Origin of the sequence: Streptomyces sp. NRRL F-5650 (assembly GCF_000721365.1) — a bacterium.
Classification (GTDB): domain Bacteria; phylum Actinomycetota; class Actinomycetes; order Streptomycetales; family Streptomycetaceae; genus Streptomyces; species Streptomyces ardesiacus.
In genome coordinates, this window is record NZ_JOGV01000016.1 from 1 (window position 1) to 14,243 (window position 14,243).

Sequence of the window (14,243 nt, forward strand, 5' to 3'; positions counted from 1 at the left end):
AACATATCTGGCGTTGACTTTTGGCACGCTGTTGAGTTCTCAAGGAACGGACGCTTCCTTTGTACTCACCCTCTCGGGCTTTCCTCCGGGCGCTTCCCTCCGGTGTTTCCAACACTATCAGGCTTTTCCAGGCCCCCTGACCACCGTCCTGCGGGCATGCAGGAGGCGGTCCAGAGATAGGATCTGATGAGTTGGGTACTGCCGCGGTCAGGGCGCGTCTCATCGCACCGCTCAACCTCAGGCAGGAGTAACGACTGTACACGGGGCCGCTGAACGGGTGCAAATCCGTGAGAGATGTGGTCTAGACCTCTATTGGGAAGACTCATGCGGAACCGGTACTTCCTATGACATACCCTGCTGCTCAGTGTGCCGTCCGGGACAAGCAGTGACGGCCCGTACAGATCTCCGCCCTGGGAGGCTTCCCATGACCACCGTCTCGTCCCCGCTCGCAGGACGCGCCATCGGCCTGGCCGCCGTGCCCGATCCCGTCTTCTCCGGGGCCATGGTGGGCCCGGGCACCGCCATCGACCCCGTGCGGGAGCCCTCCGAGGCGGTCGCCCCGGTCGACGGCGTCATCGTTTCCCTGCACCCGCACGCCTTCGTCGTGGTCGACGAAAGCGGGCACGGGGTGCTGACCCACCTCGGCATCGACACCGTGCAGCTCAATGGGGACGGTTTCGAGCTGCTGGTGAACAAGGGGGACACCGTGGTGCGCGGTCAGGGCGTGGTGCGCTGGGACCCCGCCGCGGTCGAGGCCGCGGGCAAGTCGCCGATCTGCCCGGTCGTGGCCCTGGAAGCCACGGCCGAAGCGCTCACCGACCTCGTTGAGAAGGGCGACGTGAAGGCCGGCGAGAGCCTCTTCCTCTGGAAGTGACGCCCGCGCCGTCGCACGACGGCGTCGTCGGCCGGCAGGACAACCACAGTGGCGGCGGGACCCGCCGCATGATCGGGACGGGTGAGATGGAGACAACGCTGCGAGGCGTCGGCGTGAGCCACGGTGTGGCGATCGGCGAGGTTCGGCACATGGGGACGGCGGTCCTGGAGCCGCCGGCGAAGCAGATTCCGGCCGAGGACGCGGAGCGCGAGCAGGGGCGCGCCCGCAAGGCCGTGGAAGCTGTGGCGGCCGACCTGATGGCGCGCGGCAATCTGGCGGGGGGCGAGGCCCAGGCCGTGCTCGAGGCACAGGCCATGATGGCCCAGGATCCCGAACTGATGGCCGACGTCGAGCGGCGGATCACCGTCGGGAGCACGGCGGAGCGTGCCGTGTACGACGCCTTCGCCGCTTATCGTGCCCTCCTTGCCGGTGCCGGTGAGTACCTGGCCGGCCGCGTGGCGGACCTCGACGACGTGCGGAACCGTATCGTCGCCCGTCTGCTCGGGGTGCCGATGCCGGGCGTGCCGGACAGCGACGAACCGTACGTGCTCATCGCGCGGGACCTGGCGCCGGCCGACACCGCGCTGCTCGACCCGACCCTGGTCCTGGGTTTCGTCACCGAAGAGGGCGGGCCGACCAGTCACAGCGCGATCCTCGCGCGGGCGCTCGGTGTGCCCGCCGTGGTTGCTCTGCCGGGGGCCGGTGAGCTTCCCGAGGGCACGGTCGTCGCCGTCGACGGCAGCACCGGTGAGATCTTCGTGAACCCCGGTGAGGAGAAGAAGGCGCGGCTGGCGGCGGAGGCCGCCGAGCGCAAGGCCGCGCTTGCCGCGGCGACGGGGCCGGGCGCGACCTCGGACGGTCACAAGGTGCCGCTGCTGGCCAACATCGGTGGTCCCGCCGACGTGCCCGCGGCGGTCGAGGCCGGCGCGGAGGGCGTCGGTCTGTTCCGTACCGAGTTCCTCTTCCTCGACGACAGTGCGAACGCGCCGTCGGAGGAGAAGCAGGTCACCGCCTACCGTCAGGTGCTGGAGGCGTTCCCGGAGGGCCGGGTCGTCGTGCGGGTGCTGGACGCGGGTGCCGACAAGCCGCTGGACTTCCTCACGCCGGGCGACGAGCCGAACCCGGCACTGGGCGTGCGTGGCCTGCGGACGCTGCTGGACCACCCCGACGTCTTGCGTACCCAGCTGACCGCGCTGGCCAAGGCGGCCGAGGGGCTGCCGGTCTACCTCGAGGTCATGGCTCCGATGGTGGCGGACCGGGCCGACGCGAAGGCGTTCGCGGACGCCTGCCGCGAGGCCGGGCTGCGGGCGAAGTTCGGCGCGATGGTGGAGATCCCGTCGGCCGCGCTGCGGGCCCGCTCGGTGCTGCAGGAGGTCGAGTTCCTCTCGCTGGGGACGAACGACCTCGCGCAGTACACCTTCGCCGCCGACCGCCAGGTGGGTGCGGTGTCCCGCCTGCAGGACCCGTGGCAGCCGGCGCTGCTCGACCTGATCGCGCTGTCGGCCGAGGCGGCGAAGGCCGAGGGCAAGAGCTGCGGTGTCTGCGGTGAGGCCGCATCGGACCCGCTGCTGGCGTGTGTGCTGACCGGTCTCGGTGTCACCTCCCTGTCCATGGGCGCGGCGTCGCTGCCGTACGTCCGGGCGACCCTGGCGAAGTTCACGCTGGCGCAGTGCGAGCGTGCCGCGGCTGCCGCGCGGGCGACGGACAGTGCCGAGGAGGCACGGAACGCCGCGCAGGCGGTGCTGTCCGGCGAGTAGGGCCGGGGTGCGGTCGCCGATGTGGCCGTGGTGCGGGGCGTTCCACCTTCGGGTGGGGCGCCCCGTCCGCGTTCAGTGGTGGTGTCCCGGTGGGAGCGGGTCCTCCCCGAGGTCGGGCGGTGCGCAGTAGTCGACGTTGGATTCGGGGGAGACGAGGTCGCCGGACTCGATGTCGGTGCAGTAGGCGTCGAAGACCTCGGCGGCGGTGAGCGGTGCGAGGCCGTATCCGCGCAGGCGCCAGCCGTGGATGCGGTCGGGGCCGCTGCGCGGGCTGATGCGCATGACGAGTCCGCCGGGGCTGTGGGTCACCAGGCCGAGGGCGAGGACGCCGGTGAACTCCAGGGCCTCGGCCTCGTCGATGTGCGGGGTGCCGTCGGTCTCCTCGTCGACGAACAGGGCGGAGACGAGGGTCTCCCCCGGCGGGCCGGAGACGCTGCAGACCAGGTGCCGACTGCCCGGTGGGGCCGTCTCCAGGACGCGGTGCAGGAGTCGGGAGGCCCGGGTGAAGGCGGCCCGGCCGAGGTCCTCGCCGCAAGTGGCGCAGTTGCCGAGGGTGGCGAGGAGCGTCGAGGTGTACTCCCAGGTGGCCTGGCGCACGGCTTCGTCGACCAGGGCGGGCAGCAGGTCGGTGAGGGACTGGCCCTCGTACGGGACGGTGGGGCCGTGGGCGGCCAGTTCTGCGGTGAAGCGGGCGCGGCTGGCGGGGGCGTCGGCGTCCAGGCCGGCCGCCGTGCAGAAGTCTGCGTACTCCTCCGGGTCGAAGAGGGCGACCGTGGTGTGGGTGCCCTGTGCCGCGCGGGCCCTGAGGAGGGCCTCGACCTGGCGGAGGTAGACGGCGTGGTCGCGGAAGGTGAAGCTGCGGTAGCGCCGCATGGCGTGGAAGTCGTGTTCGTCGGTGAGCAGGCCGATCGTGCCCGCGATCTCACGGCGCAGGACGCGTCGCATGGTCTGGTCGGTCTTGCCGGTGTGCGCCATTTTTCCCCCTGTGCACGGTCGATCAATGCTCACTCACAGTAATCGGCGGCACTGACAACGGCGTCGGGCGGGCGCGGGAGCCGGCCGCGGTTCGGGGCGGCCGGCTCGTTGGTGTGCTGGTCAGGAGCGTTTGCGGGCGAGGTCCTCGTAGAAGTGGAGCAGGTCGAGGTTGTCGATGGAGCCGGGGTTGACGGCCTTGTCCAGCGGAGTGCCCTGGAGGAGGCGCTTGACCGGGACCTCGATGCGTTTGCCGGTGAGGGTGTGCGGGATGCCCGGGACCTCGATGACCTCGTCGGGGACGTGGCGCGGGGAGAGGTTGGCGCGGATGGTCTGCTTGATGCGGTCCAGGAGGGCGTCGTCGAGGGCGGCCCCGGGGGCCAGGTGGACGAACAGGGGCATCCAGTAGCCGCCGTCGGGCTGTTCGATGCCGACGACGAGGGATTCCCTGATCTCGGGGAGCCGCTCGACGGCTTCGTAGACGTCGGCCGAGCCCATGCGCACGCCCTGCCGGTTGAGGGTGGAGTCGGAGCGGCCGTGGATGACGACGGAGCCGTGGGAGGTGAGGGTGATCCAGTCGCCGTGCCGCCAGACGCCGGGGTAGGTGTCGAAGTAGCTGTCGTGGTAGCGGCTGCCGTCGGGGTCGTTCCAGAAGCGGAGCGGCATGGAGGGCATGGGGTTGGTGACGACCAGTTCGCCGACCTCGTCGGTGAGGGGGTTGCCGCTCGGGTCCCAGGACTGGAGGTCGGTGCCCAGGCCGGGGGCCTGGAGCTCGCCGATGTGGACCGGGAGGGTGGGGACGGCGCCCGCGAAGCAGGAGCAGACGTCGGTGCCGCCGCTGACGGAGGCGATCCACAGGTCGGCGCCGCTCGCGGCGAACTCGTCGTGCAGCCAGCGGAAGCCGTCGGGCGGGAGCGGGGAGCCGGTGGTGGCGACGCACTGGATCGCGGAGAGGTCCAGGTCGCGGGCCGGGTGGACGTCGGCCTTGCGGCAGGCCATGACGTAGGCGGCGGAGGTGCCGAAGAGTGTGGCGCCGGTGCGTTCCGCGACGCGCCACTGGGCGTCGGTGCCCGGGAAGCCGGGACTGCCGTCGTAGAGGACGATCGTGGTGCCGGTCAGCAGGCCGGAGACGAGGAAGTTCCACATCATCCAGCCGGTCGAGGTGTACCAGAAGAAGCGGTCCTCGGGACCGAGGTCGCAGTGCAGGCCGAGCTGTTTGAGGTGCTCGACGAGGATGCCGCCCTGGGACTGGACGATGGCTTTGGGCAGGCCCGTGGTGCCGGAGGAGTAGAGCACCCACAGCGGGTGGTCGAAGGGCACCTGCTCGAACTCGGGTTCCGTGTCCGCGGCCGTCAGGGTCTGCCAGTCCAGCGCGCCGTCGGGGGCCGGGGTGCCGAGGAGCGGGATGTGGACGACCGCGCGCAGGGTGGGCAGTTCCCTGCGGAGTTCGGCGACGGTGTCCCTGCGGTCGTGTTCCTTGCCGCCGTAGCGGTAGCCGTCGACGGTGAACAGGACGACGGGTTCGACCTGCTGGAAGCGGTCCAGGACACTGCGGGCGCCGAAGTCGGGCGCGCAGGAGGTCCAGACGCCGCCCACGGCCGCGGTGGCGAGGAGGGCGACGACGGCCTGGGGGATGTTGGGGAGGTAGCCGCTGACTCGGTCGCCGGGGCGTACGCCCAGGGTGCGCAGTTCGGCGGCGAGCGAGCCGACCTGGCGGCGCAGTTCGGCCCAGGTGACGGGGGTCGGTTCGTGGGTCTCGTCGACGTGCAGGAGGGCCGTTTCGTCCGGGCGGGTGCCGGCCGCGCGGAGGGCGTGTTCGGCGTAGTTCAGTGTGGCGCCCGGGAACCACTGGGCGCCGGGCATCGTCCGGTCGCCCAGTACGCGCGCGTAGGGGGTCGAGAAGCGGACGTCGAACCACTCCGTGACGGCTTTCCAGAAGGTGTCCAGGTTGTCGACGGACCAGCGGTGCAGGGCTGCGTATCCGCCGTCGGCGGGGGCTCCGTGGTGCTCGGCCGCCCAGGTCTGGAACCTGGTGATACGTGCCTGTTCGATGCGGTGCGCGTCTGGCTGCCAGAGCGGCTGGGCGTTCTCGGTCGGCATGGGGCGGCTCCCGGACTGTGCGCGTCGTGTGCGTCCTGTCGCGCACGGGCTGGGGTGTGCGCGTGACGCGGCTGACAGGGACGATGCCACGTGATCGACTTCCGCACCAGGGCACGCCTCACACAGGCGGTGCCGCGCAGATGTGGCCCGGCCCCGGGTGAACGGCAGTTGAACGACGCCCACGCGCGTGGTGGTCGATGGCAGGGTGATCGGCATGGACGGTCGTGACCTGGTGCGTTCGATGAAGGCGGTCGGTTCCGCGGGGGTGGCTCAGGGGTTGCGCACGGTGCGGGCGGCGTGGCGCAGTCGGCGTGCCGATGCCGCCGCGCTGCCCCGGCGGGGTGCGGAGCGGGCGCGGGTGCCGGGGGCGATGCGGGAAGTGGTGCCCGGGCCCGGGGGCGGTGTGGTCCGGTTCGAGCGGTCGGAGCTGCGCGTCCTCGTCGCGGTCAACGGTGCCGTGTTCTGGGGGTGGGACGGGGCCGGGCCGGAGCCTTCCCACGCCTTGGCGGGCCGCTGTCCCGAGCCGGATCCGCGGGCGGTGCTGGAGCCGGACAAGGACGGCGGACGGCGGGTGGTGGCGGAGCGGGTGACGGTGGCCGTGTCCCGCCACGGTGCGGTGGAGGTGCGCACGCCCGGGGGTGTGGTCCTGCGCCGTGAGGTGCCGCCCCGCTGGTGGGAGCCGGTCGACGGCGGGCCGGCGCGCTGGACGCAGCGGTCGGAGGTGGCGGCCGACGCCCGGTTCTTCGGGCTGGGCGGGCGGTCCGTGGGGCCCCGGCTGCGCGACGGCACGTACCGCCTGTGGAACTCGGGCCCGGGGCTCCGGTCCGCCGCCGGTGCGGACGCGGCGTCCGTCACGATGCCGGTGCAGATGGTGGTGGCGGACGCGGGGACGCATCTGGTCTTCCACGACACGACGTGGGACGGCACGGTGGTGTTGCGCGAGGGCGAGGAGGGAGCGGGGTCAGGGCACGACCGGCCGGGGCGGAGTGTGCTGCGGATGGACGGCGGTCCGCTGCGGTGCTGGGTGACGGTGGGGACCCCCGCGCGCGTGCTGCTGACCTGGGCGTCGCTGACCGGTCCGCCCGCGCTGCCGCCGGCGTGGGCGCTGGGGCACCATCACGCGTGTTCCGGCTCGGGGGACGAGCAGGAGCTGCGGCGGATCGTGGCCGGTCATCAGGAGCGCGGTCTGCCGCTGGAGGCGGTGCATCTGGGTCTGGGGCACGCCGACGCCCAGCGGGTGTTCACCGTCGACGAGGATCGGTTCCCGAAGCTGCCGGTGCTCGCCGAGGAGCTGCGCCGAGAGGGTGTCCGGCTGGTCTCGGCCGTCGAGCCGGCGGTCGTGGCCGTTCCCGGCAACGCGGTGTACGACGAGGGGGCGCGCGGCGACGTGTTCGTGCGGGACGCCGCGGGGGCAGTCGTCCGAGGGGTGGGGCGGGCCGGCGAGGTGGTCTTCCCGGACGTCACGCACGCGCGCGTGCGGGCGTGGTGGGGCGGGCTCTACGGGGAACGGCTCGGGCAGGGGTTCGCCGGGTTCTGGCACGACCTGGACGCGCCCACGTCGTTCGCCGCCTTCGGGGAACCGACGCTGCCGCGGTCGGCCCGGCACGGGCTGGAGGGCCGGGGCGGCGATCACAGGGAGGCGCACAACGTCTACGGGCTGTGCGTGGCGCGGGCCGGGTACGAGGGGCTGCGGGAGCTGTCGCCCGAGGAGCGGCCGTTCGTCCTGGCCCGTTCCGGATGGGCCGGCCTGCAGCGCTACGGCGGTACGTGGTCCGGGGACGCGGTGACGGACTGGGCGGGGCTGCGGGCGTCGCTGGCCCGGGTGATGGGGCTCGGGCTGTGCGGGGTGCCGTACTCGGGGCCCGATGTGGGCGGGTCCGGACGGGCGCCGTCGCCGGAGCTGTATCTGCGGGGGCTGCAACTGGCCGCGTATCTGCCGCTGTTCCGCACGCACGCCGGGCCGGGGGCGGCAAGTCGGGAGCCGTGGGGGTTCGGGGACGCGGTCCTCGGGCACGCGCGCGCGGTGCTCGTCGAGCGGCGGCGGCTGCTGCCGTACTTCGTGACGCTGGCGCATCTGGCCCGGCGTACGGGCGCCCCCTACGTGCGCCCGCTGTGGTGGCAGGCGCCGGAGGACCGGACGTTGCGGGACTGCGAGGACGCCTTTCTGCTGGGCGACTGTCTGCTGGTGGCCCCGGTGCTGCGTCCGGGAGCGGACCGGCGGGCGGTGCGGTTGCCGCGGGGACGCTGGTACGACGTGCGGACGGAACGGGCGTACGAGGGGCCCGCGCAGGTGCTCGTCGACGCCCCTGTGGAGCGGATACCGGTGTTCGCGCGCGCGGGAGCGGTGCTTGCGGTGCGCGGGGAGGACGGCGCGCCGGAGCTGGAGGTGTGGGCGCCCGCGCGGGGGCGGACCGGCGGTGGGCTGGTCGTGTCCGACGCGGGCGACGGCTGGGTGGAACCGGAGATCGAGCGGTACGTGTCCCGCTGGGAGGGGCGGCGGGTGGTCGTGGAACGGTCGGGCGAGGACGGCGTGGGTGCGCCGTCCTGCCCGGTCCGCGTCCGTGGGCTCGCGGAGCGGACGGCTCAGATGTAGCGGCCCTCGAAGAACGCCCGTACGGCCTGGGTGTGGAGCGGGAAGGCGAGCTCTTCCGCCCGGCGCAGGAGGTGCCGGCCCTCGGTCTCGTCCGTGGCGGCGGAGGGCGGCAGGTTCTCGGCGGGCCGCTCGGGCAGCAGGCCGAAGAGCAGGAGGTGGCCGTCGGCCGCACTCATGGCGTCGGCGAGGCGTACGTCGCGGCTCGCGGCGTCGATGCCCGTCTCCTCCTTGAGCTCGCGGACGACGGCCTGCCGCCAGTCCTCCCGGTCGTCGATGTAGCCGCCGGGCAGGGCGACTCCCCCGCGCGCGGGGGGCACGGAGCGGGTGATGACGACCAGGGAGGTGCCCTGCGTGTCGTACACGGGCTGGAGTGCCACCGCGACCGGCAGCGGGTTGCGGTAGGCCACGGTGCCGCACGCGGGGCAGGTGCGGGGCCAGCCGGAGACGCCCTCTCCGTAGGGCGATCCGCAGCTCGAACAGTGGGAGCCGGCCGCGGAGTTGGGAACGGAGGTTTGAGTTTCGGACACGCGGCGGACTGTATCCGATCGCGGAGGGGGCGGCTCCGGCAGGCCGGTCAGCGACGGCCGGCGAGCGACCTGGCGGAGACCGGGAAGTCGAAGTAGGTGTCCGGGTGGGCCTCCGGCTTGTAGGTGAAGTGCCACCACTCCTCGGGCAGGTTCACCAGGCCGACGTCCTCCAGGGTGTTCTTGAGCAGCATCCGGTTGGCGTGCCGGCTGCCCTGGATGCGCGGGTCGAGCGTGTGCGAGCGGGTGTCGAAGCAGTCGTAGCCGGTGCCCATGTCGACGGAGTTGTCGGGGAAGCGCTCGTCCTGCGGTGCGAAGCAGGACACCAGGGGCTGTCCGGGGTGGTACGGGCGGGTCGGCTTCGCGGGGAGCCGTACGAGGGTGAGGTCCACGGTCGAGCCCCGGCTGTGGCCGGACTTCTCCGCGATGTAGCCGTCGGCGAACAGGCGGGTCTTGTCGACCTCCGGGTAGAACTCCGCCTTCATCTTCTGGTCGTCGAGGTCCTCGGCCCAGCGGACGAAGTGGTCGACGGCGCGCTGGGGGCGGTAGCAGTCGTACACCTTGAGGGAGTAGCCCTGGCGCAGCAGCCGGGTCTGGGCGCGGTGGAGGGCCTCGGCGGCGGGGCGGGTGAGGATGCACAGCGGCTGCGCGTAGCCGTCGACGCGCTCGCCGACGAAGTTGTGGGTGGTGGCGTAGCGCATCTCCTCGATGATCGTCGGGTCGACGGCGCGCAGCGCCACGAAGTCCTCCGGGGCCCTCGGTTCGGGCCGTGCCTGCGCGGTGGCGGGAACGGCCGTGACGGCGAGTACGGCGACGAAGGCGGTGACCAGACCGCGGAGGGTGGTGGAGAGTCGTGTCATGTCCCCTGCATCTACCAGGCCGGGGTTCCGCGGGGGAAGGGGCCGGGCGGGTTCAGGTCGTGACGGTCCGGCGGCGGTCCGCCGCCTGGGCCATCGCGTGCTGGACCACGCCGATGAGGACCTCCTTGACGGACTCCCGGTCCCGCGCGTCGCACATCACCAGGGGCACGTCCGCGTCGAGGTCGAGCGCCTGGCGGACGGTGTCGGCCGGGTAGCGTGCCGACCCCTCGAAGCAGTTGACGCCGACCACGAACGGGATGGAGCGCCGCTCGAAGTAGTCGACGGCGGCGAAGCAGTCCTCCAGGCGCCGGGTGTCGGCCAGCACGACGGCGCCGAGCGCGCCCTCGGACAGCTCGTCCCACATGAACCAGAACCGCTCCTGGCCGGGCGTGCCGAAGAGGTACAGCACCAGGTCCTCACGCAGGGTGATCCGCCCGAAGTCCATGGCCACCGTGGTGGTGTGCTTGCCCTCCACGCCGCTGACGTCGTCGACGGGCCGCCCGGCCTCGGTGAGAAGTTCCTCGGTGCGCAGCGGCCTGATCTCGCTGACCGCGCCGACGAGGGTGGTCTTGCCCACGCCGAACCCGCCGGCCACGAGGATCTTCAGCGTGACGGGCTCGACCGGCGGCTCGCCGCGCTGGGAACGCCCGAAGATCATCGATCTCTTCTCCTTGACGTGCCGTCGCCCGACGTGCCCGGGAGCCGGCTCACAGTGCCCTCAGCCCGCTGATCACGTCGCGCAGGATGTTCTCGTCCGGCAGTTCGGCCGGGGGAACGGGACGGTTGACGTGGACGAGTTCGCTGTCCACGAGGTCGCCGACCAGGACCCGTACGACCCCGACGGGGAGGTCGAGTCCGGCGGCGAGTTCGGCGACCGACTGCGGGCTCTCGCGGCACAGGCCGACGATGTCCACGTGCTCCGGGGACAGGGTGGCGTCCGCCTCCGGGTCGTCCGCGTGGGGTTCGGTGACGACCACCGCGATCAGGTCGAGGCGGTGCTGGCCCGCGCTGGTGGTGCGGCCGCGCGTCATGGCGTACGGGCGGACGACGGGGCCGGCCTCGTCGTCGAACCAGTGGTTTCTTCCCTGACCGTCTGCGCTCATGTCATCCCACTTACCCGCCGGAGGGCAGATCGGTGCGCGGAGCGGTGCCCAGGTGCACGCCGACCCGTTTGACGAGCAGGGTCATCTCGTAGGCGACTTGACCGACGTCGGAGTCGGCGTCGGACAGGACGGCCAGGCAACTCCCGTCGCCGGCGGCCGTGACGAACAGGAAGGCCTCGTCCAGTTCGACGACCGTCTGCCGGACGGTGCCCGCCTCGAAGTGCCGGCCCACGCCCTTGGCGAGGCTGTGGAACCCGGACGCCACGGCGGCCAGGTGCTCGCTGTCCTCCCGGGTGAGATCCTTGGAGACGCCCGTCGCCAGCCCGTCGCCGGACAGGACGACGGCCTTGCGGATGCTCGCGACACGGTCCACCAGGTCGTCGAGGAGCCAGTTCAGCTCGCCGGACCTGGTCTCGGTGTGGCCGGTCGCCTTCGGTGCGGTCATCGACCGTCCCCCTTAGTCGTTCCTCGTGGTGCTGATGGTGCTGAAGGTGCTGTACCGCCGGGCGGGTCGTCGGTCTCGGCGTTCTCCTCCCGGCCGCGCTGCCAGCCGCGCTGGAGCGAGGCCATCCGGCTGCGCACCTCGTCGGCGTCGCGGTCGGCGGGGCCGGAGCGGTCCTCGGTGGTCGGTTCGGGGCTCTGCCGGAGCTGCGGTGCCAGGCTGGCCTGCCGTACGCGCCGGGGCAGCGGGCCGGTCCCGGCGTGCGCGGGCGGCGTGTCCTCGCGCGCGGGGGGCTCGTCGTCGCGGTCGACGGCGGGGCCCTCGGTCCGGTCCGCGGTCCGGTCCGCGGCGCGGTCGCCGCGGCGGCGGGTGGGCAGGGCCGGGAGGTCGTCCGTCCCGGGCCGGGGCGCGGCCCGGGGGTCCGTCCGGTCCGTGCCGGTCACGGACGGCTCGTCGGCCGAGTCCCGGGCGGGCCGTTCGGGGACCGGGCGCCCGTGCGAGCTGACCAGCTTGGGGGTACGGCGGCGCGGCAGCGCGACCGGCGCGTCGGCCTCGTGGCCGTCGTCGGCCGCGTCGTTGCCGTGCCGGGGCTCGGTGCGTCGCCGTCCGGGGCGTCGGGCCGTCGGCTCGTCGTCGGCCGCGGTCAGGGAGCGGCGCGGGCGGAACAGGCCGCCGCGTTCGCCGTCCTGGTCGTCGAGCAGGTCCGGCAGGCCGAGGGCGTCGAGGTCGACGGGCGCGTCCAGTTCGACCGGACCGTCCAGCAGCGCGGCCGGCCGCTCGGGGAGCCGGGCGGGCCCGTGGGAGAGGGCGGAAGGGCGCTCGTCCTCCCGCTTCTTCCGCGCGGTCCGGGGACGGTCGAGGCGGAAGCCGACGCCGTTGGTGTCCGGGGCGTCGTCGGTGAGCAGCGCGTCGGGGACGAAGACGACCGCGGTCGTGCCGCCGTACGGGGAGGGCTGCAGGGACACCCGGACGTTCTGGCGCTGGGCGAGCCGGCTGACGACGAACAGGCCGAGCCGGTCGGTGTCGGACAGCTCGAACTCGGGGGTCTCGGCCAGCCGGAGGTTGGCGTCGAGGAGGGCGTCGGCGGCCATGCCGAGTCCCCGGTCGTGGATCTCCAGGGTGAACCCGTTGGCGACGCGCTCGCCCAGCACCTGGACCGCGGTGTGGGGCGGCGAGAACACCGTGGCGTTCTCCAGGAGTTCGGCCACCAGGTGGGTGAGGTCGGCGACCGCCGGGCCGGTGACCGCGACGCGCGGCAGCCTGCGGACCTCGATGCGTTCGTAGTCCTCGACCTCGGCGACGGCGGCCCGGACCACGTCCATGAGCTGGACGGGCTTGCGCCACTGCCGGGAGGGGGCGGCGCCGGAGAGGATGACCAGGCCCTCGGCGTGCCGGCGCATGCGGGTGGTCAGGTGGTCGAGGCGGAACAGGTCGGCGAGTTCCTCGGTGTCCTCGGTCCGGCGCTCCATGGTGTCGAGCAGGGTGAGCTGCTTGTGCAGGAGCACCTGGCTGCGGCGCGCGAGGTTGACGAAGACCTCGGAGACGCCGGCGCGGAGTTCGGCCTGCTTGACGGCGGCTTCCACGGCGGCCCGCTGGAGGGTGTTGAGGGCCTGGCCGACCTCGCCCATCTCGTTCTTGTCGTACTCCAGGCGCGGCACCTCGGTCTCGACGTCGACCTCCTCGCCCGCCGACAGGCGGCGCATCACGCTGGGCAGGCGGACCCCGGAGGCTTCGTGGGCCTCCAGGCGCAGTTGCTTGAGGTCGCGGATGAGGGAACGCCCGACGCGCACGGACAGGAAGAGGGAGTACAGCAGGGCGATCAGGCCGAGCGCCCCGGCGACAACGGCCTTGACGATGGTGCGGGTGGCGACCGGGTCGACGCGGTCCTGGTAGCGGTCGGCGGCGGTGTCGTCGAGTTCGGCGAGTTCCTGGAGGACGCTTCCGGCGGCGGTGTCCCAGCTCTTGGCGGTGACTCCGCGGGGGGTGCCGGTGTCTGCGGAGACGGCGGCCTGCTCGGCGACCCGGAGGGGGGCGGAGGAGGCGTTCTTCCAGAAGCGCTGGTAGCGGCCGCGTTCGGCGGCGGGCAGCAGCGGCAGGTTGATGTCGTACATCATGGTGCGCTGGGCCACGAGGTCGGAGACGTCCCGGACCTCGGTGTGGGTGAGCCGTCCGGTGACCAGGGCGGAGCCGAGCAGGGCGTCCTCGCGGGAGAGCAGTTCGCGGGCGCGGGAGAGGTTGACGAGCGCGCGGTACTGCTTGTCCAGGCCCACGTTGTCGACGACGGCGAGGTTGGCGAGCAGGTCGTGGCAGGGGTCGACCAGGCGGTTGTAGAGGCCGAGGGCCTGCGCGCGGTTGACGGTGCCGTCCTCGACGCTGCGGCGCAGGGAACCGATGCCGTCGAAGGCGTCCAGCACGGCCGTGAGCCGTTCCTCCTCGGCCTGGCCGAGGGCGCCCCGCACGTCGCCGTCGGCGGCGTTGCGGCGGATCTCGGCGACGGCCTCGTCGGTGGCGGTGCGGCTGCGCTGCAGGGCGGCGAGGCCGTCGGAGGCGCGCGGGTCCGCGAGGTGGACGAGGGTCTGGCGGCGTTCCTGCTGGAGGACGCGGACGGTGTCCTCGACCGGGTAGCCGATCTTCTCGACGACCGTGGAGACGCTGAACAACTGCGCCGCCTCACGTCCCGTCAGCACCGTGGCGAAGGCCCAGATCGCGGTCAGGGACACCAGCGGCACGAGGAGCAGCGCCACGATCTTCCGGCGGATCGACTTCCCGCGAAAGCGCATGGCCTCCCCCAGCTCGGCCCCCTGCGGCGGGGGTACACGTGTGCGTCAACAAACGGCGCGAGCCTACTACCGACCCACAGGTAACTCGAAGACCCATCCGGAGGCCGTACTTCCGTACCCCGGGCCGGTGATGGTCAGTTGTCCGCCCATTGCGGGAGATTGCGTCCCCGGGACCGCCCGGCGGACGACGGGCGGTCGTTCCGGGGTGAGGGTGGAATGGCCGAAATTTTTCGACTGG

General features: G+C 72.7%; 11 protein-coding genes. 3 read left to right on the forward strand and 8 right to left on the reverse strand.

Annotation, left to right across the window (positions count from 1 at the left end):
• Positions 1–424: 424 nt before the first annotated feature.
• Both IG88_RS0116410 and ptsP read left to right on the forward strand, forming a co-directional pair.
• Positions 425–874: a PTS sugar transporter subunit IIA gene (locus IG88_RS0116410; protein WP_031041007.1), complete on the forward strand. Its 450-nt coding sequence runs from the start codon at positions 425–427 to the stop codon at positions 872–874.
• 86 nt (positions 875–960) lie between these two features.
• Positions 961–2,631 (forward strand): phosphoenolpyruvate--protein phosphotransferase, encoded by a 1,671-nt coding sequence (gene ptsP / locus IG88_RS0116415; protein ID WP_031041010.1) that lies wholly within the window; start codon positions 961–963, stop codon positions 2,629–2,631.
• Between the two features lie 72 nt (positions 2,632–2,703).
• Here the strand turns inward: ptsP and IG88_RS0116420 are convergent, their stop codons facing one another.
• Positions 2,704–3,606, reverse strand: a complete 903-nt coding sequence (locus tag IG88_RS0116420; protein ID WP_031041013.1) for a hypothetical protein — start codon at positions 3,604–3,606, stop codon at positions 2,704–2,706.
• 120 nt (positions 3,607–3,726) lie between these two features.
• On the reverse strand, positions 3,727–5,703 hold the full coding sequence (locus IG88_RS0116425; RefSeq protein ID WP_031041015.1) for an acetoacetate--CoA ligase: 1,977 nt from the start codon (positions 5,701–5,703) through the stop codon (positions 3,727–3,729).
• Between the two features lie 214 nt (positions 5,704–5,917).
• Between IG88_RS0116425 and IG88_RS0116430 the strand changes: the two genes are divergently transcribed.
• Positions 5,918–8,296, forward strand: coding sequence for a glycoside hydrolase family 31 protein (locus IG88_RS0116430; RefSeq protein WP_031041017.1), 2,379 nt, complete (start codon positions 5,918–5,920; stop codon positions 8,294–8,296).
• Here the strand turns inward: IG88_RS0116430 and IG88_RS0116435 are convergent.
• Genes IG88_RS0116435 through IG88_RS0116460 form a run of 6 tightly spaced genes read right to left on the reverse strand, consistent with a single transcriptional unit; the run spans position 8,287 to position 14,005 of the window.
• Complete coding sequence (locus IG88_RS0116435; RefSeq protein WP_031041019.1) at positions 8,287–8,823, reverse strand: NUDIX domain-containing protein; 537 nt, start codon at positions 8,821–8,823, stop codon at positions 8,287–8,289. The two genes, IG88_RS0116430 and IG88_RS0116435, sit on opposite strands and share 10 nt — an antisense overlap.
• A 47-nt stretch (positions 8,824–8,870) precedes the next feature.
• Positions 8,871–9,680, reverse strand: coding sequence for a M15 family metallopeptidase (locus IG88_RS0116440; protein ID WP_031041021.1), 810 nt, complete (start codon positions 9,678–9,680; stop codon positions 8,871–8,873).
• 52 nt (positions 9,681–9,732) lie between these two features.
• Positions 9,733–10,338: a GTP-binding protein gene (locus IG88_RS0116445; protein WP_031041023.1), complete on the reverse strand. Its 606-nt coding sequence runs from the start codon at positions 10,336–10,338 to the stop codon at positions 9,733–9,735.
• Between the two features lie 49 nt (positions 10,339–10,387).
• Positions 10,388–10,783 carry a DUF742 domain-containing protein gene (locus IG88_RS0116450; RefSeq protein ID WP_031041025.1) on the reverse strand — a complete coding sequence of 132 codons (396 nt, stop codon included), beginning with the start codon at positions 10,781–10,783 and terminating at the stop codon, positions 10,388–10,390.
• A gap of 10 nt (positions 10,784–10,793) precedes the next feature.
• A complete protein-coding gene (locus tag IG88_RS0116455; protein ID WP_031041028.1) occupies positions 10,794–11,228 on the reverse strand; it encodes a roadblock/LC7 domain-containing protein in 435 nt (144 codons plus the stop codon).
• Positions 11,225–14,005 (reverse strand): nitrate- and nitrite sensing domain-containing protein, encoded by a 2,781-nt coding sequence (locus IG88_RS0116460; protein ID WP_031041034.1) that lies wholly within the window; start codon positions 14,003–14,005, stop codon positions 11,225–11,227. The genes IG88_RS0116455 and IG88_RS0116460 overlap by 4 nt, the downstream gene beginning before the upstream one ends.
• Between the last annotated feature and the right edge of the window lie 238 nt (positions 14,006–14,243).

Excerpts from the sequence above, each read along its gene's own strand:
- IG88_RS0116410 (WP_031041007.1), top strand. The coding sequence starts at position 425 with ATGACCACCGTCTCGTCCCCGCTCGCAGGACGCGCCATCGGCCTGGCC.
- ptsP (WP_031041010.1), top strand. The coding sequence starts at position 961 with ATGGAGACAACGCTGCGAGGCGTCGGCGTGAGCCACGGTGTGGCGATC.
- IG88_RS0116420 (WP_031041013.1), bottom strand. The coding sequence starts at position 3,606 with ATGGCGCACACCGGCAAGACCGACCAGACCATGCGACGCGTCCTGCGC.
- IG88_RS0116425 (WP_031041015.1), bottom strand. The coding sequence starts at position 5,703 with ATGCCGACCGAGAACGCCCAGCCGCTCTGGCAGCCAGACGCGCACCGC.
- IG88_RS0116430 (WP_031041017.1), top strand. The coding sequence starts at position 5,918 with ATGGACGGTCGTGACCTGGTGCGTTCGATGAAGGCGGTCGGTTCCGCG.
- IG88_RS0116440 (WP_031041021.1), bottom strand. The coding sequence starts at position 9,680 with ATGACACGACTCTCCACCACCCTCCGCGGTCTGGTCACCGCCTTCGTC.
- IG88_RS0116445 (WP_031041023.1), bottom strand. The coding sequence starts at position 10,338 with ATGATCTTCGGGCGTTCCCAGCGCGGCGAGCCGCCGGTCGAGCCCGTC.
- IG88_RS0116450 (WP_031041025.1), bottom strand. The coding sequence starts at position 10,783 with ATGAGCGCAGACGGTCAGGGAAGAAACCACTGGTTCGACGACGAGGCC.
- IG88_RS0116455 (WP_031041028.1), bottom strand. The coding sequence starts at position 11,228 with ATGACCGCACCGAAGGCGACCGGCCACACCGAGACCAGGTCCGGCGAG.
- IG88_RS0116460 (WP_031041034.1), bottom strand. The coding sequence starts at position 14,005 with ATGCGCTTTCGCGGGAAGTCGATCCGCCGGAAGATCGTGGCGCTGCTC.